The sequence below is a fragment of the Pseudomonas sp. PNPG3 genome (assembly GCF_023093815.1).
Lineage (GTDB): Bacteria > Pseudomonadota > Gammaproteobacteria > Pseudomonadales > Pseudomonadaceae > Aquipseudomonas > Aquipseudomonas asiatica.
The window spans coordinates 33,285-56,145 of record NZ_JALLKV010000030.1; the positions used below are offsets into that span (position 1 = coordinate 33,285).

At 61.0% G+C, this 22,861-nt stretch carries 16 protein-coding genes; all 16 read left to right on the forward strand.

The features are described 5' to 3' along the window. Positions 1 to 183: 183 nt before the first annotated feature. The 16 genes from serC (at position 184) to MJ643_RS19070 (ending at position 22,841) form a co-directional block, all read left to right on the forward strand. The gene (gene serC / locus MJ643_RS18995) at positions 184 to 1,269 is read left to right on the forward strand and encodes a 3-phosphoserine/phosphohydroxythreonine transaminase (protein WP_247726976.1); all 1,086 of its coding nucleotides are present in this window, start codon (positions 184 to 186) and stop codon (positions 1,267 to 1,269) included. Then, positions 1,269 to 2,363 carry a prephenate dehydratase gene (gene pheA, locus MJ643_RS19000; RefSeq protein ID WP_013971453.1) on the forward strand — a complete coding sequence of 365 codons (1,095 nt, stop codon included), beginning with the start codon at positions 1,269 to 1,271 and terminating at the stop codon, positions 2,361 to 2,363. The genes serC and pheA overlap by 1 nt, the downstream gene beginning before the upstream one ends. Before the next feature lie 197 nt (positions 2,364 to 2,560). After that, positions 2,561 to 4,768 (forward strand): bifunctional prephenate dehydrogenase/3-phosphoshikimate 1-carboxyvinyltransferase, encoded by a 2,208-nt coding sequence (locus MJ643_RS19005; RefSeq protein WP_041506488.1) that lies wholly within the window; start codon positions 2,561 to 2,563, stop codon positions 4,766 to 4,768. Continuing rightward, positions 4,765 to 5,451 carry a (d)CMP kinase gene (gene cmk / locus MJ643_RS19010; RefSeq protein WP_023662287.1) on the forward strand — a complete coding sequence of 229 codons (687 nt, stop codon included), beginning with the start codon at positions 4,765 to 4,767 and terminating at the stop codon, positions 5,449 to 5,451. Before MJ643_RS19005 ends, cmk begins: the two co-directional genes overlap by 4 nt. A gap of 124 nt (positions 5,452 to 5,575) precedes the next feature. Beyond that, positions 5,576 to 7,252 (forward strand): 30S ribosomal protein S1, encoded by a 1,677-nt coding sequence (gene rpsA, locus MJ643_RS19015; protein WP_003252673.1) that lies wholly within the window; start codon positions 5,576 to 5,578, stop codon positions 7,250 to 7,252. Between the two features lie 753 nt (positions 7,253 to 8,005). Then, a complete protein-coding gene (gene ihfB / locus MJ643_RS19020; protein WP_024086448.1) occupies positions 8,006 to 8,302 on the forward strand; it encodes an integration host factor subunit beta in 297 nt (98 codons plus the stop codon). 19 nt (positions 8,303 to 8,321) lie between these two features. After that, positions 8,322 to 8,585: a lipopolysaccharide assembly protein LapA domain-containing protein gene (locus tag MJ643_RS19025; protein ID WP_012271042.1), complete on the forward strand. Its 264-nt coding sequence runs from the start codon at positions 8,322 to 8,324 to the stop codon at positions 8,583 to 8,585. 102 nt (positions 8,586 to 8,687) lie between these two features. Beyond that, the gene (locus MJ643_RS19030; RefSeq protein ID WP_024086449.1) at positions 8,688 to 10,121 is read left to right on the forward strand and encodes an MBL fold metallo-hydrolase; all 1,434 of its coding nucleotides are present in this window, start codon (positions 8,688 to 8,690) and stop codon (positions 10,119 to 10,121) included. Positions 10,122 to 10,445: 324 nt separating this feature from the next. Next, positions 10,446 to 11,888: a mannose-1-phosphate guanylyltransferase/mannose-6-phosphate isomerase gene (locus tag MJ643_RS19035; RefSeq protein ID WP_024086450.1), complete on the forward strand. Its 1,443-nt coding sequence runs from the start codon at positions 10,446 to 10,448 to the stop codon at positions 11,886 to 11,888. Positions 11,889 to 12,016: 128 nt separating this feature from the next. Then, positions 12,017 to 13,378, forward strand: coding sequence for a phosphomannomutase/phosphoglucomutase (locus tag MJ643_RS19040; protein ID WP_024086451.1), 1,362 nt, complete (start codon positions 12,017 to 12,019; stop codon positions 13,376 to 13,378). Between the two features lie 8 nt (positions 13,379 to 13,386). Next, complete coding sequence (locus MJ643_RS19045) at positions 13,387 to 14,586, forward strand: glycosyltransferase family 1 protein (protein ID WP_024086452.1); 1,200 nt, start codon at positions 13,387 to 13,389, stop codon at positions 14,584 to 14,586. Positions 14,587 to 14,696: 110 nt separating this feature from the next. Then, the gene (locus MJ643_RS19050) at positions 14,697 to 15,497 is read left to right on the forward strand and encodes an ABC transporter permease (RefSeq protein WP_024086453.1); all 801 of its coding nucleotides are present in this window, start codon (positions 14,697 to 14,699) and stop codon (positions 15,495 to 15,497) included. Between the two features lies 1 nt (position 15,498). Next, positions 15,499 to 16,707, forward strand: coding sequence for an ABC transporter ATP-binding protein (locus MJ643_RS19055; RefSeq protein WP_024086454.1), 1,209 nt, complete (start codon positions 15,499 to 15,501; stop codon positions 16,705 to 16,707). Positions 16,708 to 16,938: 231 nt separating this feature from the next. After that, complete coding sequence (locus tag MJ643_RS19060) at positions 16,939 to 18,327, forward strand: class I SAM-dependent methyltransferase (RefSeq protein ID WP_024086455.1); 1,389 nt, start codon at positions 16,939 to 16,941, stop codon at positions 18,325 to 18,327. Positions 18,328 to 18,345: 18 nt separating this feature from the next. Next, positions 18,346 to 21,231 (forward strand): glycosyltransferase, encoded by a 2,886-nt coding sequence (locus MJ643_RS19065; protein WP_247726977.1) that lies wholly within the window; start codon positions 18,346 to 18,348, stop codon positions 21,229 to 21,231. After that, on the forward strand, positions 21,228 to 22,841 hold the full coding sequence (locus MJ643_RS19070) for a glycosyltransferase family 4 protein (protein ID WP_247726978.1): 1,614 nt from the start codon (positions 21,228 to 21,230) through the stop codon (positions 22,839 to 22,841). Before MJ643_RS19065 ends, MJ643_RS19070 begins: the two co-directional genes overlap by 4 nt. Positions 22,842 to 22,861: the final 20 nt, after the last annotated feature.

The following is a 22,861-nucleotide window of genomic DNA, read 5'->3' on the forward strand; positions in this document are numbered from 1 at the left end:
TGCGGCCCATCGCCGGCAAGCCGGGCTCCCACAGGTTCAGCGCGAGCTTCGGGGTTTGCGCAGTCCCTGTGGGAGCTGGCTTGCCGGCGATGGCCTGCAAGGCAGGCCCATGACAGGCGACACAGTTTTAGTTAGTCAGCACCGAATTACGATTTTGTACCATTTGGCAGAGCGAGAGTGGATGTGAGCAAACGAGCCTTTAACTTCTGCGCAGGCCCTGCCGCGCTTCCAGATGCTGTTCTGCAGCGCGCCCAGGCCGAGATGATGGATTGGCGTGGCAAGGGCTTGTCGGTGATGGAAATGAGCCATCGTAGCGACGATTACGTGGCCATCGCCGAAAAGGCCGAGCAGGACTTGCGTGACCTGCTGTCCGTCCCCTCCAACTACAAGGTGCTGTTCCTGCAGGGCGGCGCCAGCCAGCAGTTCGCCGAAATCCCGCTGAACCTGCTGCCGGAAAACGGCACCGCCGACTACATCGAGACCGGCATCTGGTCGAAAAAGGCCATCGAGGAAGGGCGCCGCTTCGGCAGCGTCAACGTCGCCGCCAGCGCCAAGCCCTACGACTACCTGGCCATCCCGGGCCAGAACGAGTGGAAGCTGACCAAGAACGCTGCCTACGTGCACTATGCGTCCAACGAGACCATTGGTGGGCTGCAGTTCGACTGGGTGCCGGAAACCGGTGACGTGCCACTGGTGGTCGACATGTCGTCCGACATCCTCTCGCGCCCGATCGACGTGTCGCAGTACGGCCTGATCTACGCCGGCGCGCAGAAGAACATCGGCCCGAGCGGCCTGGTAGTGGTGATCGTGCGCGAAGACCTGCTGGGCCGCGCCCGCAGCAGCTGCCCGACCATGCTCGACTACAAGGTATCGGCCGACAACGGCTCGATGTACAACACCCCGGCCACCTACTCCTGGTACCTCTCGGGCCTGGTGTTCGAGTGGCTGAAAGAGCAGGGTGGCGTCGATGCCATGGAACAGCGCAACCGCGCCAAGAAAGACCGCCTGTACGGTTTCATCGACAGCAGCGAGTTCTACACCAACCCGATCAGCCACAACGCCCGTTCGTGGATGAACGTGCCGTTCCGCCTGGCTGACGAGCGCCTGGACAAGGCCTTCCTCGCCGGCGCCGATGCCCGTGGCCTGCTCAACCTCAAGGGCCACCGTTCGGTAGGCGGCATGCGCGCCTCCATCTACAACGCCCTGGGCCTTGAAGCGGTCGAAGCCCTGGTGGCCTACATGGCCGAATTCGAGAAGGAGCACGGCTGATGTCCGAGCACGAACTGAAGGCGTTGCGCGTTCGCATCGACAGCCTCGACGAGAAGATCCTCGAGCTGATCAGCGAGCGCGCCCGGTGCGCCCAGGAAGTGGCCAAGGTCAAGACCGCCTCGCTGGCGGAAGGCGAAAAACCGGTGTTCTACCGCCCTGAGCGTGAAGCCGCAGTGCTCAAGCGCGTGATGGAGCGCAACAAGGGGCCGCTGGACAACGAAGAGATGGCGCGGCTGTTCCGCGAAATCATGTCGTCGTGCCTGGCCCTGGAAGAGCCGCTGAAAATCGCCTACCTCGGCCCTGAAGGCACCTTCACCCAGGCTGCGGCCATGAAGCACTTCGGCCACGCGGTGATCAGCCGGCCGATGGCGGCCATCGACGAAGTGTTCCGCGAAGTGGCGGCCGGTGCCGTCAACTTCGGCGTGGTGCCGGTGGAAAACTCCACCGAAGGCGCGGTCAGCCACACCCTGGACAGCTTCCTCGAACACGACATGGTGATTTGCGGTGAGGTCGAGCTGCGCATCCACCACCACCTGCTGGTGGGCGAGAACACCAAGACCGACAGTATCACCCGCATCTACTCTCACGCCCAGTCGCTGGCCCAGTGCCGCAAGTGGCTGGACGCGCACTACCCGAACGTGGAGCGCGTGGCCGTGTCTAGCAATGCCGAGGCCGCCAAGCGGGTCAAGGGCGAGTGGAATTCGGCGGCGATCGCCGGCGACATGGCGGCCAACCTGTACGGGTTGACTCGCCTGGCCGAGAAGATCGAAGACCGCCCGGACAACTCCACGCGCTTCCTGATGATCGGTAACCAGGAAGTGCCGCCGACCGGCGACGACAAGACCTCGATCATCGTTTCGATGAGCAACAAGCCGGGTGCCTTGCACGAGCTGTTGGTACCGTTCCACCAGAACGGCATCGACCTGACTCGCATCGAGACTCGCCCGTCGCGTAGCGGCAAGTGGACCTACGTGTTCTTCATCGACTTCGTCGGCCACCACCGCGACCCGCTGATCAAGGCGGTGCTCGAGCAGATCAGCCAGGAGGCTGTGGCGCTGAAGGTGCTGGGTTCGTATCCGAAGGCGGTGCTTTGATTCAAGGCCTTTGGGGCTGCTTTGCAGCCCTTCGCGGGCACGCCCGCTCCCACAGTGACAGCGTGATGTCGAACTCTGTGGGAGCGGGCGTGCCCGCGAAGGGCCGCACAGCGGCCCCAATGGGCCCCGCAGGCTGTCTAGATTTCTGAACAGGGTTCGCACCAGTGGTAAAAGCAGTAACAACCAAACCCGCGCCAATCATCAACCGCCTGGTCGTGGTCGGCCTCGGCCTGATCGGTGGCTCGTTCGCCAAGGGCCTGCGTGAAAGCGGCCTGTGCCGCGAAGTGGTCGGTGTCGACCTGGACGCCCCCTCGCGCAAGCAGGCCGTGGCCCTGGGCGTGGTCGATCGCTGCGAAGAAGACCTTGCCGCCGCCTGTGTCGGTGCCGATGTCATCCAGTTGGCCGTGCCGATCCTGGCCATGGAAAAAGTCCTGGCCCGCCTGGCCAAGCTCGACCTTGGCGCTGCCGTCATCACCGACGTCGGCAGCGCCAAGGGCAACGTCGTGCGTGAGGCGCGGGTGGTCTTTGGGGAGCGCTTGCCGCGCTTCGTCCCCGGCCACCCCATCGCCGGCTCCGAGCAGAGCGGGGTAGAGGCCTCCAATGCTGCCCTGTTCCGCCGACACAAGGTCATCCTCACGCCGCTGGCCGAAACCGACCCGGCCGCCCTGGCCCTGGTCGACCGCCTGTGGCGCGCGCTGGATGCCGATGTGGAGCACATGTCGGTCGAACGCCACGACGAAGTGCTGGCCGCCACCAGTCATCTGCCGCATCTGCTGGCCTTCGGCCTGGTCGATTCACTGGCCAAGCGCAATGAAAACCTCGAGATCTTCCGGTACGCTGCGGGAGGCTTCCGCGATTTCACGAGAATCGCCGGCAGCGACCCGACCATGTGGCACGACATCTTTCTCGCCAACCGCGACGCTGTCCTGCGCACGCTTGATACATATCGCAGCGATCTCGACGCCTTGCGCGACGCGATCGCTGAAGGGGACGGGCACCAGCTGCTGGGTGTATTCACCCGCGCACGCGTTGCCCGCGAGCATTTCAGTAAAATCCTGGCCCGCCGGGCCTATGTGGACGCTATGAACGCCAACGATCTGATTTTCCTGGCCCAACCGGGTGGCCGCCTGTCCGGGCGAATCCGCGTACCGGGCGACAAGTCGATTTCCCACCGCTCGATCATGCTCGGCTCGCTGGCCGAAGGCACCACCGAGGTCGAAGGCTTCCTCGAAGGTGAGGACGCGCTGGCGACCCTGCAGGCATTCCGTGACATGGGTGTGGTCATCGAAGGCCCGAACCACGGTCGCGTGACCATTCATGGTGTCGGCCTGCACGGCCTCAAGCCACCACCCGGGCCGCTGTATGTGGGCAACTCGGGTACCTCGATGCGCCTGCTGTCGGGCCTGCTGGCCGGCCAGCCGTTCGACGTGACCATGACCGGCGACGCTTCGCTGTCCAAGCGCCCGATGAACCGCGTGGCCAACCCGCTGCGCGAAATGGGTGCCGTGGTCGAGACTGGCCCTGAAGGCCGCCCGCCGCTGACCATCCGTGGTGGCCACAAGCTCAAGGCGCTGACCTACACGCTGCCGATGGCCAGTGCCCAGGTCAAATCCTGCCTGCTGCTGGCCGGCCTGTACGCCGAAGGCAAGACCACCGTCACCGAGCCTGCACCAACCCGTGACCACACCGAGCGCATGCTGCGCGGCTTTGGCTACAGCGTCGAAAGCAACGGCCCGGTGGCCTCACTGCAGTCCGGCGGCAAGCTCACTGCTACCCGTATCGAAGTGCCGGCCGACATCTCCTCGGCGGCGTTCTTCCTGGTGGCAGCGTCCATTGCCGAAGGTTCCGAGCTGGTGCTGGAGCACGTTGGCATCAACCCGACCCGTACCGGCGTGATCGACATCCTGCGCCTGATGGGTGGCGACATCACTCTGGAAAACCAGCGTGAAGTCGGCGGCGAACCGGTAGCCGACCTGCGTGTGCGCGGCGCCAAGCTGAAGGGTATCGACATTCCTGAAGAGCTGGTGCCACTGGCCATCGACGAGTTCCCGGTGCTGTTCGTCGCCGCTGCCTGCGCCGAAGGGCGTACCGTGCTGCGTGGAGCCGAAGAGCTGCGGGTGAAGGAATCCGACCGTATCCAGGTCATGGCCGACGGCCTGATCACCCTTGGCATCAAGTGCGAGCCGACCCCGGACGGCATCATCATTGATGGCGGCCAGTTGGGCGGCGGCGAAGTGCATGGCCACGGTGACCACCGTATCGCCATGGCCTTCAGTGTTGCCTCGCTGCGCGCCAGCGCGCCGATCCGCATCCACGATTGCGCCAACGTCGCAACCTCGTTCCCCAACTTCCTGGCGCTGTGCGCCGAAGTGGGCATCCGCGTGGCGGAAGAGGGCAAGTCGTGAGTGCCCTGACGCCGGTTATCACCATCGATGGGCCAAGCGGTTCGGGCAAGGGTACGGTCGCCGGGCTGCTGGCCCGCGAGCTGGGCTGGAAGTTGCTGGACTCTGGCGCGCTGTACCGTCTGCTGGCGTTCAACGCCAGCAACCATGGCGTCGATCTGACCAACGAAGAGCTGCTGACCAAGCTTGCCGCCCATCTGGATGTGCAGTTCATTGCCGCCGAGCCCGGTAAGCTGCAACAGATCATCCTCGAGGGCGAGGACGTCAGCAACATCATCCGCACCGAGACCGTTGGTGCCGGTGCCTCGATGGTTGCTTCGCTGCCAGCCGTGCGTGATGCGTTGTTGGTGCGTCAGCGCGAATTCCGCGAGGCGCCTGGCCTGATAGCCGACGGCCGCGACATGGGCACCGTGGTGTTCCCGGATGCGCCGTTGAAAGTCTTCCTCACCGCCAGCGCGGAGGAGCGAGCGCGTCGCCGCTACCTGCAGTTGAAGGGCAAGGGTGAAGATGTTAGTCTGTCGAGTCTGCTGGATGAGATTCGTGCGCGTGATGAGCGCGACACCCAACGTGCAGTGGCCCCGCTGAAGCCAGCGGTCGATGCCATTCAGTTGGACTCTACCGAGTTGTCCATCGAGCAGGTGTTGCAACGTATCAGGAGCGAGATCGCACTGCGCGACCTTCTCTGATAGCCAGGAAAGCAGGCAGGGGCACCAGTCAACGTCCTGCCGGCTTTCCTTTACTTAAAACAAACCCACATTGTCTGGAATGTGGCTATGGGCGTCTGTTTCGCCCGAATCTACAGGAATTAAAATGAGCGAAAGCTTTGCAGAACTCTTTGAAGAAAGCCTGAAAACCCTCAATCTTCAGCCGGGTGCCATCATCACCGGTATCGTTGTCGACATCGACGGCGACTGGGTTACCGTACACGCTGGCCTGAAGTCCGAGGGCGTCATCCCGCTCGAGCAGTTCTACAACGAAGCTGGCGAGCTGACCATCAAGGTCGGTGACGAAGTTCACGTTGCGCTGGACGCGGTCGAAGACGGCTTTGGCGAAACCAAGCTGTCCCGTGAAAAAGCCAAGCGCGCCGAGTGCTGGATTGTTCTGGAAGCAGCTTTCGCCGCCGAAGAAGTGGTCAAGGGCGTTATCAACGGTAAGGTTAAGGGCGGCTTCACTGTCGACGTTAACGGCATCCGTGCGTTCCTGCCGGGCTCCCTGGTTGATGTCCGCCCTGTGCGCGACACCACCCACCTGGAAGGCAAAGAGCTGGAATTCAAGGTCATCAAGCTGGACCAGAAGCGCAACAACGTTGTCGTTTCCCGTCGCAGCGTGCTGGAAGCCGAGAACAGCGCCGAGCGCGAAGCCCTGCTGGAAACCCTGCAGGAAGGCCAACAAGTCAAAGGTATCGTCAAGAACCTCACCGACTACGGCGCCTTCGTGGACCTGGGCGGTATCGACGGCCTGCTGCACATCACCGACATGGCTTGGAAGCGCATCAAGCACCCATCGGAAATCGTTAACGTTGGCGACGAAGTCGACGTGCGCGTTCTGAAGTTCGACCGCGAGCGCAACCGCGTTTCGCTGGGTCTGAAGCAGATGGGCGAAGATCCGTGGGTAGCTATCACTGCCCGTTACCCAGAAGGTACTCGCGTACAGGCTCGCGTTACCAACCTGACCGACTACGGCTGCTTCGCTGAGCTGGAAGAAGGCGTTGAAGGTCTGGTACACGTTTCCGAAATGGACTGGACCAACAAGAACATCCACCCGTCGAAAGTCGTTCAGGTTGGCGACGAAGTGGAAGTCATGGTTCTGGACATCGACGAAGAGCGTCGTCGTATCTCCCTGGGCATCAAGCAGTGCAAGTCCAACCCATGGGAAGACTTCTCCGGCCAGTTCAACAAGGGTGACAAGATCACCGGTACCATCAAGTCGATCACCGACTTCGGTATCTTCATTGGTCTGGACGGCGGCATCGACGGTCTGGTTCACCTGTCCGACATCTCCTGGAACGAAACCGGCGAAGAAGCCGTGCGTCGTTTCAAGAAGGGCGACGAGCTGGAAACCGTCATCCTGTCGGTCGACCCAGAGCGCGAGCGCATCTCCCTGGGCATCAAGCAGCTGGAAGACGATCCGTTCTCCAACTTCGTTGCTGTCAATGACAAGGGCGCTATCGTCAAGGGCATCGTGAAAGAAGTTGACGCCAAAGGCGCCATCGTCACTCTGGCCGACGACATCGAAGCTACTCTGAAAGCTTCCGAAATCAGCCGTGACCGCGTTGAAGACGCGCGTAACGTCCTGAAGGAAGGCGAAGAGATCGAAGCCAAGATCATCAGCGTTGACCGCAAGTCCCGCGTTATCAGCCTGTCCATCAAGTCGAAGGACGATGCTGAAGAGCGCGAAGCCATCCAGAGCCTGAAAAACGCTCCGGAAGCGGCTGCCGACACCACCATGGCTGCGCTGCTGCGCGAAGCAATGGCCAAGCAGAACTGAGTTCTGTTTGATCGGTAAAAAAGGGCGACCCTCGGGTCGCCTTTTTTTATGCCTGTCGCGCAAGATGCAAGGTCCGAGAGGGTGTCGCATTACCTGTGGGAGCGGGTGGCGCAGGCATACAAGGCATGCACGATCCCTGTAGGAGATCCCCTAGCTCTTTAGGCTGCGCTGTCACGCAAAGAACAAAGTCTGTAAGCGCGCCGCGGACCCTGTGGGAGCGGGTTTACCCGCGAAGCAGGCGCCGCGGTGTATGGCACCGGCTGCGCCGGTGTTCGCGGGTAAACCCGCTCCCACCTGGGTGGCGCAGGCATACAAGGCATGCACGATCCCTGTAGGAGATCCCCTAGCTCTTTAGGCTGCGCTGTCACGCAAAGAACAAAGTCTGTAAGCGCGCCGCGGACCCTGTGGGAGCGGGTTTACCCGCGAAGCAGGCGCCGCGGTGTATGGCACCGGCTGCGCCGGTGTTCGCGGGTAAACCCGCTCCCACCTGAGTGGCGCAGACATGGAACGCATGTGGCATCTCTGCGGTGCAGCGCTCTTGCCCAGGCTTCCAAAAAGCTTACACGATACCTGTGGCAGCCGGCTTGCCGGCGATGAGGCCGGCCCTGCCAACCCAATCCAGCTAGACCATTCTTGAAAAACTTCAATCTTGAATTTTTTTATTAAGTCAAGAACCGCCCTGTTCAAATCCTTCCCAGCGTGCTACAAACTGGTTAAGCAATGATCTAGCTGCTTGATAACGAAGGGAAAAATATGACGAAGTCGGAGCTGATCGAACGTATTGTCACCCATCAGGGGCTGCTCTCGTCCAAGGACGTGGAGCTGGCCATCAAGACCATGCTTGAGCAGATGTCACAATGCCTTGCCACTGGCGATCGCATCGAGATCCGCGGTTTTGGCAGCTTCTCGCTGCACTATCGCGCACCGCGTGTCGGCCGTAACCCGAAGACCGGCCAGTCGGTCAGCCTCGAAGGCAAGTTCGTGCCGCACTTCAAGCCCGGCAAGGAGTTGCGCGACCGGGTCAATGAAGAAGATGAGGTCCACACCTGATTCCACAAGGAGCAATCTGATGCGTAACCTCAAGCGCGCCCTGGCGGCGGTATTCGTGCTGCTGTTGGCGGCTGTGGTGCTGTTCTTCGTGCTGGAGAACCAGCAAGCCGTCTCGTTGGTCCTGTTCGGCTGGGCCGCACCGGCCATGCCGGTCGCAGTACTGGTGCTGGCCGCCCTGGTCATTGGCCTGGCAGTCGGGCCGTTGCTGGGTGCCTACGGCGTGCAGCGCAGCAAACGCAAGATCAGGGCTTCTGCCCGCCAGGCAGCACTGAGCGGTAATTAAGGGCTTTTCCTACAGCTGCTTGGGAAAGTCTCACCTATGCTTGCGTCGGTGGCCATGGAGTAATAGCGCACTTCATTTTCGGCTCAGACGAGTGAGTGCAGCATGGAATATCCCAGCCTTTCCCATCACGGTGGTACCCGCGGCGTTACCGGGTCCTGCCACCAACTGCACCTCGACCCGTCCACCAGCCTGTTGGTCGACTGCGGCCTGGAGCAGGGCGCCGATGCAGCGCCAGGTGCGGAGTCCGCGCCGCTCGGCTTCGACGTGCAGGGCATCCAGGCCCTGGTCATCACCCATGTGCATCTCGACCACGTCGGCCGTATCCCGGCCCTGCTGGCCGCCGGCTACCGCGGCCCCATCCTGTGCAGCGAGCCGTCTGCCAGGTTGCTGCCGCTGGTACTGGAAGACGCCTACAAGCTGAGCATCAGCAGCGAGCCCGCCCATGTGGCGAGGTGCCTCGATTTCATACGCGGCCTTATCGTGCCCCTGCCGTTCGAGCAGTGGCATTCGCTGGTCGAGCGTCCCGGTCTCGCCTGCCCCATTCGCCTGCAGCGCGCCGGCCATCTACTGGGTTCGGCCTATGTCGAATGCGACGTGCGGCATGAGCAAGCCAATACCCGCTACGTCTTCTCCGGCGACCTGGGCGCTTGTGGCAACCCCTTGCTGCGCCCGTTGCAGCCCCCGGAACGTGCCGACGTGCTGGTGCTGGAAAGCACCTACGGGGACCGCCTGCACCCCCATGCCGGCGACCGTCGGCAGCGCCTGGAAGACGCTATCGATCGCGCCCTGGCCGATAAGGGCACTATCCTCATTCCCGCGTTCAGCCTTGGCCGCACCCAGGAACTGCTGTACGAGCTCGAAGACATTCTTCACCGCAAGGCTTTGCTGAACAAACCCGGCCCAGCCCCTGATGGCGACCCGCTTGACTGGTCGCAATTGCCCATCATCCTCGACTCACCCCTGGCCCAGCGCATCACCACGGTGTATCGGGAGTTGCATGATTACTGGAATGCCGAGGCCAGGGCCCGCCTTGCCGAAGGGCGTGACCCGCTCGGTTTCAGTCAACTGATCAGCGTGGACACCCACGCCCGCCATCAGCAGGTGGTCAATTACCTCAAGAGCACCGGGCGGCCAGCGATCGTCATTGCCGGCAACGGCATGTGCTCGGGCGGGCGTATCGTCAATTACCTCAAGGCCATGCTGGGGGATCCGCGGCATGAGGTGATGTTTGTGGGGTATCAGGCAAAAGGCACGCCGGGGGCGGTGATTCAGGCTTGCGAAGGGGCGGAAGGGTTTGTGCAGGTTGATTTGGATGGGCAGATGTATGACATCAGGGCTAAGGTGCTTACCCTGGCTGGCTATTCCGCTCATGCCGATCAGGCGGGCTTGATCACATTCGCTACTGGCATGCCTCAGGCACCAAAAAGCATTGTGCTGGTGCATGGCGAACGGGGTGCCAAGGCCGAATTGGCAAATGCCCTGAAGCGGCGGTTTGAAGGCTTGCAGTGGACGACGCAGATCCGTGTGCCGGTATAAAAGTTGTCTTTTATTGAACGTTGCCAATCTTCATTGTCTTATGCCCGCAATGATGTGTTTCTCGGTGCCTGCAGGTGTGGTGATCCACCTCAATTCAACGGTGGGCGCCATAGTGCCTGCAGCTGGCCGGCAAGCTACGAAGAAAAATCTCTGGTATTCTACAGCGTGAAGCTTGCGTCTTGTGCCTATGGATGGCCAGGGATTTACACACGCTGGGCGCTTAAATTTTAGCGCCGTTGCGCTTCATCGCGACGGTGATCAGAAATAAGACACATGCCGGTTTCTTGAAGTTAATAACTTCGAGTGACCGTTAAGGATCCGAATATGGAATTGATCCCGGTAATTCTATCCGGTGGCGTTGGTAGCCGTTTGTGGCCAGTATCTCGTGAGGCTCATCCGAAGCCATTTATGACCTTGCCCGACGGGCAGAACCTTATCCAAAAGACCTTCCTTCGTGCTGCCCAGCTGGAGGGTGTGGTCGAAGTCCTCACCGTCACCAACCGCGAGTTGCTGTTCAAAACCGAAGACGAATATCGCACGATCAATACCAAGGGCCATTCGCAGGGCTATATTCTTGAGCCATTCGGCCGTAACACGGCTGCTGCCGTGGCCGCTGCTGCGCTGCAACTGCACCAGACTCACGGCCCGGAAGCGCACATGCTGGTTCTGGCTGCCGACCACCTTATCCAGAACGAAGTGGCCTTTGCTGAAGCCGTTGGCAAGGCGATGCACCTCGCGGCGCAAGGCTGGCTGGTAACGTTCGGCATCAAGCCCCAGTATCCCGAAACCGGGTTCGGTTACATCGAGGCTGCTGCAGGTGGTGGGCTTGATGGGGGGCTGAAGGTCGAGCGTTTTGTCGAAAAGCCTAATGCCAAGACTGCCGAGTCCTATGTTGCGGCCGGTAACTACTTCTGGAATGCCGGTATGTTCTGCTTCCAGGTCGGCGCGGTAATCGAAGAGTTCAAAACCCACGCACCTGACGTGCTGGAGGCCGTAGCCGCTACCTTGGCCGCGTCTCGTTGCTCGATTTCTGAGGGCTACAGCTGTCTCGCGCTGGATGCCGACAGCTTCGCTAAAGTTCCTGATATTTCCATTGACTACGCCCTAATGGAGCGTTCGCGCAAGGTCGCTACCATTCCGTGTGACATCGGCTGGAGCGACATCGGGTCGTGGAATGCGGTCAGCGAACTGACGCCGCCGGATGAGCACGGCAACCGTTTCGAGGGTGAAGTGATGGCCTACGGAGCAAGCAACAACTACGTCAGCACCGAAGATCGCCTGGCTGCCCTGGTCGGGGTGCAGGACCTGCTGGTGGTTGATACGCCGGATGCATTGTTGATTGCTCACAAGGACCATGCCCAGGACGTCAAGCACATTGTCAAACGTCTCAAGAGCGACGGCCACGCCGCGCACCTGTTGCACCAGACAGTGCATCGCCCATGGGGGACGTACACCACACTGGAAGATGGCGAGCGCTTCAAGATCAAGCGTATCGTGGTCAAGCCCAAGGCTTCGTTGTCGCTGCAGATGCACCATCATCGCAGCGAGCACTGGATCGTGGTCAGCGGCATGGCCCTGGTGGTCAACGATGACCAGGAACTGATGCTCAATACCAACGAATCCACCTTCATTCGTGCCGGCCATAAGCATCGATTGCAGAATCCAGGTGTCATAGACCTGGTGCTGATCGAAGTGCAGAGCGGTGACTACCTCGGCGAAGACGACATCGTTCGTTTCGAGGACAAGTACGGTCGTTGCGACGCCTGAATCCAGGCCTTTCCCGTCGGCCCGTGCCTTGCCTTGCCGAGGCGGCCGGTCCGGTCTTCGGTGGTAACCCACCGCCGGCTATCCCCTGAAGTCGGTGCCCGTTCGCGGCACCGCATCGAGTGAGATGTATGTACGCACCTATCCAGACCCGCTGCTTCAAAGCCTACGACATTCGTGGCCAAGTGCCCGCCGACCTCAATGATGATATTGCCTACCGGATTGGTCGTGCCTTGGTGGCCGAGCTGGGGGGGAAGTGCTATGTCGTGGGGCGTGATATGCGCCTGGAAAGCCCGGGCCTGTCTCGCGCGCTGATGAAGGGGCTGACCGAAGGTGGTGCAGAGGTAATCGACATCGGCCTGTGTGGTACGGAAGAAGTCTACTTTGCGACCAGCCATTACCAGGCTGATGGCGGCATCATGGTGACTGCCAGCCATAACCCCAAGGGTTACAACGGCATGAAACTGGTGCGCGAGCAGTCCCGCCCGATCAGCGGTGATACCGGCCTGAACGATATCCGCCAGCGGGTCGAAGCTGGCAATCTCGGCACCCCGGGCATAACTCCAGGCGTTGTTCGTGAAGCGTTCGACAAGAGCGCCTACATTGACCACCTGCTGACCTACGTCGACGTGTCTGCGCTCAAGCCCCTGAAAGTATTGGCCGACCCAGGCAATGGCGCTGTCGGCCCGGTGCTCGAGCTGCTGAAAGCACGCTTGCCACTGGACATCACGATCATCAATGGTGAGCCGGATGGCAACTTCCCCAATGGTATTCCCAACCCGTTGTTGCCTGAAAACCGCGACCTGACCCGCCAGGCAGTACTCGACACGGGTGCTGACATGGGGATTGCTTTCGACGGTGATTTCGACCGCTGCTTCTTCTTCGATAACCAGGGCCGCTTCATTGAGGGTTACTACGTTGTTGGCCTTCTGGCTGAAATGCTGCTGGCCAAGAACCCCGGTAGCAAGATCATCCACGACCCGCGCCTGACCTGGAACACCATCGAACAGGTTGAGGCCGCAGGCGGTATCGCCATCCAGAGCAAGACCGGTCACGCCTTCATCAAGGAACGCATGCGTGCCGAAGATGCCGTGTATGGCGGCGAAATGAGTGCCCACCATTACTTCCGCGACTTCGCCTACTGCGACAGTGGCAACATCCCATGGTTGCTGGTCGCCGAGCTGATGAGCACGACCGGCAAGAGCCTGGCGCAACTGGTGGACGAGCGTATCGCGGCCTTCCCGTGCAGCGGCGAGATCAATTACGAAGTTGCCGACGTGAAGGCTACTATCGAGAACATCCTCGCCTTCTACCTGCCGCATAACCCTGAGGTCGACCGTACCGATGGCATCAGCGTAGCGTTCGCCGATTGGCGTTTCAGCTTGCGCGGGTCGAATACCGAGCCACTATTGCGGCTGAACGTCGAAAGCCGGGCTGACAGCACGTTGGTCGAGCGCCGCGTTAATGAGATCGCGCGCTTGATCAGGAGCTGACTCGTTACATGAAGCTTTTGCTCAATACCGAATCGCTCGTTCCGCCGTTGACTGGGATCGGCAACTATACCTTCAACCTTCTCGAGCAACTGCTGGTGGTTGAGGAGTTGGGGGTGATCGATTGCTTCCAGGGAGCCAATTTCTTCAGCGCCGAAAGCGCATTGGCCCATTGCATGGCCGCCAGTGCGCAGTATGTGAAGCCAGGTGGTGAATGCGCAAAACCCAGCGCGCGGCAAGCGCTCGAAGCACACGTGCGGAGCATTCTGAAGCGTTGGACGTTCACTTACCGCGCGCGGGAAGTGTTGCTCAATGCCCGGCGCTACTCTCGGGCGGGTGAACGCCGGCATTACGTCTATCACGAGCCGAATTTTATCCTCAAGCCTCACGCAGGCCCGTGCGTGGCCACCATTCATGACCTTTCCTTCCTGCATTTTCCGCAGTTCCATCCGCGTAAACGCGTGGAGTGGCTAACCTCCAAGCTGCCCCAGACGTTGAAGCGAGCGGACTTCCTGATCACGGATTCGGATGTGATTCGGGATGAGCTGGTGGGTGACTTCGGGGTAAGTGGCGACAGGGTGAAAACGGTGTACCTGGGTGCGTCCCAGGCGTACCAGCCTCAAACGGCCGAACAGACCTGCCTGCCTCTGCAGCGGTATGGCCTGCGGCATGGGCGCTATGTACTGTTCGTCGGTACACTGGAGCCACGCAAGGGTGTCGACACCCTCATCGAGGCTTGGTGTCGCCTGCCGCGAGCCATTCGTGATGAGTACCCGCTGGTTCTGGCTGGTGCGCCTGGCTGGCACAACCAGGCCCTTGGCGATCGCATCAAGGCGCTGGAACTCAGCCACGGTTTGCGCCAACTTTCCTTTGTGCCGGGCAGTGACCTGCCGGCGCTTTATGCAGGGGCGTCGGTCTTTGCCTACCCGTCGCTGTATGAAGGTTTCGGCCTGCCTGTGCTGGAGGCCATGCAATGCGGCGTGCCAGTAATCTGCACAGCAGGCACGTCCATGGCCGAGTTCACCCAAGGCAGCGCGCTGCTGGTGGAGGCTGGCAATATCGAACAATTGAGTGCGCAGCTCAGCGATGTGCTGGGTGACCTCGCGGGGCGCTCCGCCCTGGCCGATGCCGGCTTGCTGCGTGCCGCCGAATTTTCCTGGAGGCGTTGTGCCCAGGAGACGCTAGAGGTCTACCGTGCAGTCGGTTCGTAGCTGGGGGCATTACTGCCTGCCTTGGCCCGCACGGCCCACGCCGTACATTACACATGGGGTGCTAGTGCCTTACATACAGGAAGTCTTATGAATATGGTGAGTCGAGTACAATGAATACGCCGCTGTCTTTGGTAAAAGACGTACTGCGCTATCGTGGTCTGATCTTCGCGATCACCCTGCGGGAGATCAAGAGCCGTTATGCGGGCTCTACCTTCGGCGCCCTGTGGTTGGTGGTGCCGCCCATTTTCATGGTGTTTATCTATACCGTGATCTTCTCGCGCCTGATGCAGGCGCGGATGCCAGGTATCGAGCACCAGTATGCCTACAGTATCTACCTGTGTGCCGGGCTGATTACCTGGAACCTGCTGCTGGAACTGGTTCAGCGGGGTAAGGGAGTGTTTCTTGAACACGCCAACCTGATCAAGAAGTCCAGCTTTCCCAAGTTCATCCTGTTCATTCCGGTCATCGCGACGGCGGCACTCAACAGCTTGATTCTGCTGGTGCTGGTGGTCATGTTCATGCTGGTGTCGGGCTTCCCGATCATGCCCACGGCGCTGGTGTTGATTCCGGTGCTGGCCACCACCGTGTTGCTGGGGATTGCCGTGGGTGCCTTGCTGGCGACCTTGAACGTGTTTTTCCGCGATATTGGCCAGTTGAGCGATGTGTTCTTTCAGGCGCTGTTCTGGGCGACGCCAATCGTCTATCCGCTGAGCATTCTGTCTGAACATGTTCAGTCGTTGCTCTCGTGGAACCCGGTTTTCCCCATGGTGCTCACGGCGCAGAAAGCGTTGTTGGGCGAACCCGTAGGGATGTCCCAGTTGGCTTATCCGCTTGGCTTCGCGGTCATCGTTTTCATCCTGGCTGTTGTGTTGTACCAGCGCAGCTACAACGACCTGCTCGATCAGATCTGATATGACAATTCAAGTAAACCAGGTAGGCAAGGCCTATCCAAAACTCAAAGGTCGCTGGCACGCACTCGGTACTTGGCTCGGGCTGTGCAAACGCGATCAGAACTGGATCATCCGCGATGTCAGCTTCAATGTGGGGCAGGGCGAGTCGGTAGGCATCATTGGCGTCAACGGCGCTGGCAAGAGTACCTTGCTGAAGATGATCACCGGCACTGCGATGCCAACCGAGGGTTCGATCACCACCACCGGCCGCATTGCCGCGCTGCTGGAGCTGGGCATGGGCTTCCATCCCGAGTTCACCGGCCGGCAGAATGTCGCGCTGGCCGGGCGCATGCAAGGGCTTGAACGCGCCGAAATCATTGCGCTGATGCCGGAAATTGAAGCGTTCGCCGAAATTGGCCACTACTTCGACATGCCTGTCCGGACCTATTCGTCGGGTATGTTCGTGCGCCTGGCGTTCAGTGTGGCAACTGCGGTACGCCCCGAAGTGCTCATCGTTGACGAAGCATTGGCGGTGGGCGATGCCTACTTCCAGCACAAGTCGTTCGCGCGCATTCGAGAATTCCGCGAGCAGGGTACGACTTTGCTGTTCGTTTCCCACGATCCGGGTGCCATCAAGAGCCTGTGCGACCGTGCGATCCTGTTGGGTGACCACAAGATGCTCATGGATGGCCGCCCCGACGAGGTGCTGGATTACTACAACGCGCTGATTGCCCGTAAGGAAGAAGGCTCGCTGCAGGCACAGGCTGTGAATGCGCCGTATGCAGGGCGCTCGGGCAATGGCAAGGCACGTATCGAAGAGCTTACGCTCAGCAGCAATGGCCGTGCGGCCACCATGCTCGAGGTAGGCGCACCGCTGACACTGAGCCTGAAGATCCGCTCCAACGAGCCAATCTACGACTTGTCGTTGGGCTTCATGTTCAAGGACCGCACTGGGTATGACATCTTCGGTACCAACACCTGGTTGCGTGGAGAGCTGCGTGACCTTGGTGTCGAGGCTGGCAAGGAACAGAGCCTGACCGTGACCATCCCGGCCTTCAACGTCGGGCCCGGCAGTTACAGCCTGACCCTGGCCTTGCATGGGGGCGCCGACCACATCGAGGACAACTTCGATTGGTGGGACAAAGCCGTGGTGTTCAATGTCATTGGCAATAGCAGTTACAAACACTTCGCCGGGGTGTGCGCCATGCAGGCGGAGTTCAAGCTCGACTGAGGCGCTGGAGGGGTGTTACCCGTTTGCATGAAGGTCGCCAACTTCGTCGTTTTGCCAGGTTTTTGCCGGCAACGACGGCCTTCCAGGCGGCTGGCACCCCGGGGCGCTTGCTCGACGATAGCAAGGCGACCTGCGTAGAATGACGGCCTCTAGTGTTCCCGTAGCGTACGTAGCTAGTGCCATACACTCATCCGCATACACTGGCCACTCAACCAGTTTTGAACACAAATAATGACTATCGATCTTAAAAAACTGCAAAAAACCATTCAGGCTGAAGTCAATCGCCGGGAGTACGAGCGAGTTACTGCCAGTGCCGATAGTGCAAAGCTGCCCAGTAACGTACCCAACGACATCGTGCGCACCTTTGAGCTGATGGACCTCGAAGGCTACCTGCCGCCCAGGCCGGAAGTACCGGCGCAACCTGAGGTAGTGGTCACCGCAGCTGCCAACGACGATGCCCCGCAAGCCCAGACGCCACCGCCGAGCCTGTATCGCAGGCTGCGCGGGCTACCGGTAGTCGGCAAGCTCTTCAGCCACCCGCGTATCATGAATTTCCTCACCCGAGTGCGCCAGCGCCCAGGTGGCGCCACGCTGAAAAACCTGTTCATCGTGCTGGCCCGTGCGGTGATCGTGCGTATCCCGGGTGCATTACGCATGCTGCAGGTGCTTGCCGTGGCACGTCATCTGCCCGAGCGGTTGGGCGCGCTGGAGTGGCACATCGCCGATGGCAATGCACGCTTGCGTAATGTTGGCGTGCAAGTGCAGAACCAGACCAATCAGAGCCTGTACACCCACGGCTTGGCGATTCAGCAGAACGAGCAGTATCTGATCGAGCGTATGCGTCGGCTGGAGCAACTGCTGCGCGAGCAGACCATGACCATTGCCGAGCTTCAGGCGTCGCGACCACGGGGCGAAGCCGGTGATCAGGTATTGCCGGCAGTGGTAGACGAACCTGGCATGCCGGCAGAGCTCTACCTGGAGTTCGAGGCCAGCTTCCGCGGATCGCCCGAAATGATCCGCGAACGGCTGAAGCGAAACCTTGACTACTTCCGCGTTGATCCGGAGCTGGTTCCGTTGCCGGTGCTGGACTTAGGCTGTGGTCGCGGCGAATGGCTGCAACTGCTCAAAGAGGAGGGCATCCCGGCAATTGGCGTTGACTCGAACAGCGCGATGATCGAAAACTGCAAGCAGGCTGGCCTTGAAGTGTACATGGGCGACGCACTGCAGTACCTGGCAGCTATGCCTGCCAACAGCCTGGGGGGGCTGACTGCCTTCCACATCATCGAACATTTGCCATTGAACGTGCTGGTCCGCCTGATCGACGAAGCTCGCCGTGTGGTTTGCCCTGGTGGCGTGGTGCTGTTTGAAACGCCGAACCCGGAAAACCTCATTACCGGGGCCTGCAACTTCTATGTCGACCCGACGCACCGTAACCCGTTGCCGCCAGCGCTGGTTGCGTTCTTGCTTAAAGCGCGTGGTTTCGAGCGAGTTGAAATCGATCGCCGACACCCGGGTGATCCATCGCTGTTGCTGCAAGGCAACGACGAAGCAATCACCGGCCCTCTCAATCGATTGCTGTTTGGCCCGCAAGACTACGCCGCCATCGGTTATGCGCCCTGAACAGGCTGAGTTGATCCCATGCATCTGATTATCTGCAACGAGCGCCTGCTGTTCCGTTTCGGCGTCGACCGTGTATTGCTGCTGCTGGCACAAGGCCTCAAGGCCGCAGGCTGGCACATTACCTTTGTTGCCCAGCGCGCCAACCACGATGTGTTGCGTCGTATCACCGACGATATCCATACGCCACCGGAACACCTGGGGGCCTACACCGACCTAGACCAGGTGACCGCTGAATGGTTGCGCGACAACCGCCACCTGTTCATCTCCCCGGGTCGTGACCCGTCGGGTACGGTAGCGCTGATCGGTGGCTGGCCGTTCTATGCCTCTATCGCGGTCTTCCGCCAGTGGGGCGTACCGACCGTGGCGCTGGACTGCGGCGGTGTCCCTTACGAAGACATGCAGGGGCCGGCGCGTGTCGTGCAGGAACGCCTGCGTGCCCAGCGTCGCGAATACCTTCCGGAAGCGCGAGTAGTCACGCCGATCAGCCATTTCGTCTCGCGTAGCCAAAGCTTGCCCGATGCTGGCACCGAGGTAGAAATCGCCATGATTCACCTGGGCGCTGACCACCTGGCCGGGGGCGTTGATCAGAGCCTCTGGCAGCATGGCCATCAGGTTGGCGGTATGCAGGCTGGCACCGACCCTGCAGACGGCCCCATGATCATCAACCTGGGCCGCTGGGAAACCGGTAACTACAAGAACAGCGAAGGGCTGTACCCGATTGCTCGGCAAATCATCGCCGTGCACCCCAAGGCACGCTTCAGCGTACTGGCCACTGCCGACGAACTGAAACTGCCGGCTGACTTGGTCGGCCATATATTGCCCTTGGGCCACCCCAGCGATGCCGAGCTGTCGACGTTGATGGCCAACGCCCAGTTGGGCTTGAGCGTGTCGCACTGGGAGGGGTTCAACCTGCCGCTGGCAGAGATGCAGCAGCTGCGCAAGCCTGTGCTGGTGCTGAACATTGGCGCCCATCCTGAAGTGGTTGCCGACCCTCGACAGCTTTGCACCGACGAACAGGACATGGGTGAAAAGGCCCTGCGCGTGCTCGCTGGTGATCTGCTGGCAGGCCCTGAATGGGAAGCCAACCTGGATACCTTCCAGCAGACCTTTACCTGGAAGCGCACGATCAATGCCTACGCCGACCTGCTCGCCACCTTGAACCCGATCCAGGAGCTGCCGGTACCAAGGCTGGTCATCGACACCAGCGCCTGCCTGCGTGATACCGCCAACACGGGTGTCGCGCGGGTAGTGCGAAGCCTCACCCGCAAATTGCAGGACTTTGGTGAACCACTGTTCGTGACCTGGGATGAAACCTTGCGCGATTATGTGCTGCCCACTGAAGGCGAGTACCACAACCTGGCATTGTACGGCGGGCCGAAACCTGACCCGCAGCACTACGTATTGCCCCGCTCCCCGGCCAACCGTCGGCAGACCTTGTCCAGCCTCGGGGGCCGAGCCCTGCGCGGTGGCTGGTTGCTGCAAAGCGAGATCGTCTTCGAGCGCCAAGGGCCGGCGCGCCGCGCCGCAGCGCGGCAGCTGGGCCTGAACGTTGCAGCGATCTTCTACGACGCCATTCCGGTCACGCACCCCGAGTGGGTTGCCGATACCGTCATTCGTGACAACCATGCAGCGTACATGCGCGGCTTGGCCGAAACCGACCGTGTGCTGCCGATTTCCCCGGATGCCGGCAAACAGTTGCAAGCCTTCTGGGCACGTGAAGGTATTACGCCTCACGCGCAAGTGAAAACCTGCTGGATTCCCGGCGAGTTGACCGCGTCGGTACGTGCCACCACGCCGGCCGCGGCGCCGCGCCCGGGTGAACCGCTGCGCATCCTGTGCGTCTCGACACTCGAACCGCGCAAGAACCACAAAGTGCTGCTCGAAGCCGTCGCCCGCCTGGCTCGGGACTACCCGCAGTTGGACTGGCAACTGGACCTGATCGGCAACCGTTATGCCGGCGCCGACCATATCGTCGATGCAGTACATGCAGCCAATGCGGCCGACCCACGTATCGTCTGGCATGGCGTGGTCGATGACGCCACCCTCAACGACTATTACGCCAAGGCACACATCAGCGTGTATGCATCGCTTGTCGAAGGTTATGGCATGCCCATCGTCGAGTCGCTTTGGCATGCTCGTCCCTGTATCTGCCACAACGGCGGCGTAATGGCCGAGCTGGCAGCGGAAGGCGGTTGCCGCACCGTGGACATGACCGACCCCGATGCACTTGCTGCGCAAATCCACGCGCTGGCAAGCGAGCCGCAGGCGTACCTGCAACTGGCCAGCGAAGCCGTGGCCCGGCCGATTCTGACCTGGCGCAGCTACGCGCGTGCATTGTTGCGCCAGTTGGCCAGCCACACACCGCGATCGGTTGCCAAGCCTTTGCCGCGTCAATGGCAGCACTTGCTGATAGACCCGCAACTAACCTTGGTGGACGATCCTGGTCAACTCGCCCTGGCTTGCCTGCTGAACCATCGGCCGGCCCAATGTGCACTGCTAATGGGCGAGCATCCCCAATGGGTGACCGACCTGGTCGGCCACCAGGCACTCCGAGCCTGGCAAGTGGCGGATGAAGCCCTCTCGGGTGAGGTAACCCGGCAAGGTGCGGTCAGCCGCATCGATGCGCCCGTGGACGTGGCCTTGCCGTTGTTGCTGGACGAACTGCGCGACAACGAAATCGCCATTGACCTGGTTGTGCTGGCGGCCGAGCAAGCCGACAGCACAGCATTGCATGCAGCGCTCGCCCCGCTGCTGTCGGGGCAGGCCGAAGGCCTGCTGTTGATAGCACAGGGTGTCACTGCCGAGGCAGCGCTGGCGTTGGGCTTGCCCGCTGAAGCAGCCATCGAACTGCCAGGCTTCAGCGGCTATCACTACCCGCTTGTGACGCCAGGGTCGGATCAATGAAGGTTCTTGTCATCTCCAACTTCTTCCCGCCGCACGTCATTGGCGGTGCGGAGATCATTGCTCACCACCAGGCCCGGGCGTTGGCAGCCCGGGGCCATGAGGTGCGCGTGCTGGCGGGGGACAACAGCCGTGGCCTGCCAGGCTACCCTATCGAGCAGGAAGTGTTCGATGGCATGTCGGTTACACGTGTTTCGCTGACTTATCTGGATTTTGCGCCAACCGGCAACAATGTCGCCCACCCAGGTGTGGAGCGGATTTTCCTTCGCCTCATCGCCGATTGGCGGCCCGATGTCATTCATGCGCATCACATGGCCGGCCTGTCGCTGGGTATTCTGCAGCTGGCGCGGGCACATGGTATTCGTATCGCGCTGACCCTGCACGACCACTGGGGGTTCTGCATGAACAGCACGCGGATCACCACCCAGGACACGCTGTGCCAGGACAGCACGCAGTGCCACAAATGTCACTCGCACATTTACAACGAAGAACTGATGGTGCCCCAACGCATGCGTCAGGACTACCTGCGTTGGCAGCTGGATGCAGTCGATCACTTCATCTCGCCCAGCCACTACCTGGCTGACACCTACATCGCCAACGGCCTGCCTGCCGAGCGCATGAACGTGATAGCCAATGGCATCGAGCTGGAGCGCTTCAGTGCCACCACACCAGCGGCACCCGGCCCGCGCCTGAATGTGTTGTTCACGGGCTACATGGGCGGCCACAAAGGCGTGCCAACCCTGCTCAAGGCACTGGCATTGCTGCCGCCCGAGCGGGTGCATGTCGATATGGTCGGCGATGGCCACATGCTCGAAAGCTACAAGGCTGAGCTGCGTGCAATCGCCCCCAACCTGTCGGCCAAGTTCTGGGGGCGGTTGCCCAACGCGCGTATTGCGGAGCGCTTTGCCCAGGCTCACGTTTTTGTCTTGCCATCGGTATGCCCGGAGAACCAACCGGTGACCATCACCGAGGCCATGGCCTGTGGCCTCGCGGTGGTCGGTTCGCGCATTGGCGGTATTCCGGAGCTGGTGGATGAGGGCGTCACTGGCCAGCTGTTCGAGCATGGCAACGCTGAAGAGCTCGCGCGTTGCCTGCGCCTTTACCTCGACCACCCAGAACAGCTGGTGGCCCATGGCAAAGCCGGCCGTGAACGTATCCAGGCTTATGCATTCGACCTGCAAATCGACCGCATCGAAGCGTTGCTCGCCGGGCCAGGGGCTGAACGTGGTGAGGCGCCGCAACTGATTGCCTGCCACGGGGCGCCCTTGGCCAGTACGTTCGATACGGTACTCAAGGCCTTGTGCCCGGTGCCGTCCAACCGGCCTCAACCGGCGAGCCAGCCATGCTGCATTCCGGCAAACTGGATCGCGCCGGAGCAGGCAGATGTGCTTTGGGTGGCAGGGCCGACTGCTCATGACCCGGATGCAGCCATGAAGCTCATCGAAGCCTACCGGGAGCAGGGTAAGCAGGTGGTGGTGGATGAGCGGCACCTGTTGGTGGCCCGTAATACCGAGTCAGCCCTGTTGGCACGAGGCGGCGCCGAGGTTGCCCTGGGCCTGGAGTATCTCCTGGCTTACGCCAAGGAGCCTGCAATCGACAGTGTTACGCCGTGAGGGTGCAAGGCTGACCCGCG

Excerpts from the sequence above, each read along its gene's own strand:
- pheA (WP_013971453.1), top strand. The coding sequence starts at position 1,269 with ATGTCCGAGCACGAACTGAAGGCGTTGCGCGTTCGCATCGACAGCCTC.
- rpsA (WP_003252673.1), top strand. The coding sequence starts at position 5,576 with ATGAGCGAAAGCTTTGCAGAACTCTTTGAAGAAAGCCTGAAAACCCTC.
- ihfB (WP_024086448.1), top strand. The coding sequence starts at position 8,006 with ATGACGAAGTCGGAGCTGATCGAACGTATTGTCACCCATCAGGGGCTG.
- MJ643_RS19025 (WP_012271042.1), top strand. The coding sequence starts at position 8,322 with ATGCGTAACCTCAAGCGCGCCCTGGCGGCGGTATTCGTGCTGCTGTTG.
- MJ643_RS19030 (WP_024086449.1), top strand. The coding sequence starts at position 8,688 with ATGGAATATCCCAGCCTTTCCCATCACGGTGGTACCCGCGGCGTTACC.
- MJ643_RS19035 (WP_024086450.1), top strand. The coding sequence starts at position 10,446 with ATGGAATTGATCCCGGTAATTCTATCCGGTGGCGTTGGTAGCCGTTTG.
- MJ643_RS19040 (WP_024086451.1), top strand. The coding sequence starts at position 12,017 with ATGTACGCACCTATCCAGACCCGCTGCTTCAAAGCCTACGACATTCGT.
- MJ643_RS19045 (WP_024086452.1), top strand. The coding sequence starts at position 13,387 with ATGAAGCTTTTGCTCAATACCGAATCGCTCGTTCCGCCGTTGACTGGG.
- MJ643_RS19050 (WP_024086453.1), top strand. The coding sequence starts at position 14,697 with ATGAATACGCCGCTGTCTTTGGTAAAAGACGTACTGCGCTATCGTGGT.
- MJ643_RS19055 (WP_024086454.1), top strand. The coding sequence starts at position 15,499 with ATGACAATTCAAGTAAACCAGGTAGGCAAGGCCTATCCAAAACTCAAA.
- MJ643_RS19060 (WP_024086455.1), top strand. The coding sequence starts at position 16,939 with ATGACTATCGATCTTAAAAAACTGCAAAAAACCATTCAGGCTGAAGTC.
- MJ643_RS19065 (WP_247726977.1), top strand. The coding sequence starts at position 18,346 with ATGCATCTGATTATCTGCAACGAGCGCCTGCTGTTCCGTTTCGGCGTC.
- MJ643_RS19070 (WP_247726978.1), top strand. The coding sequence starts at position 21,228 with ATGAAGGTTCTTGTCATCTCCAACTTCTTCCCGCCGCACGTCATTGGC.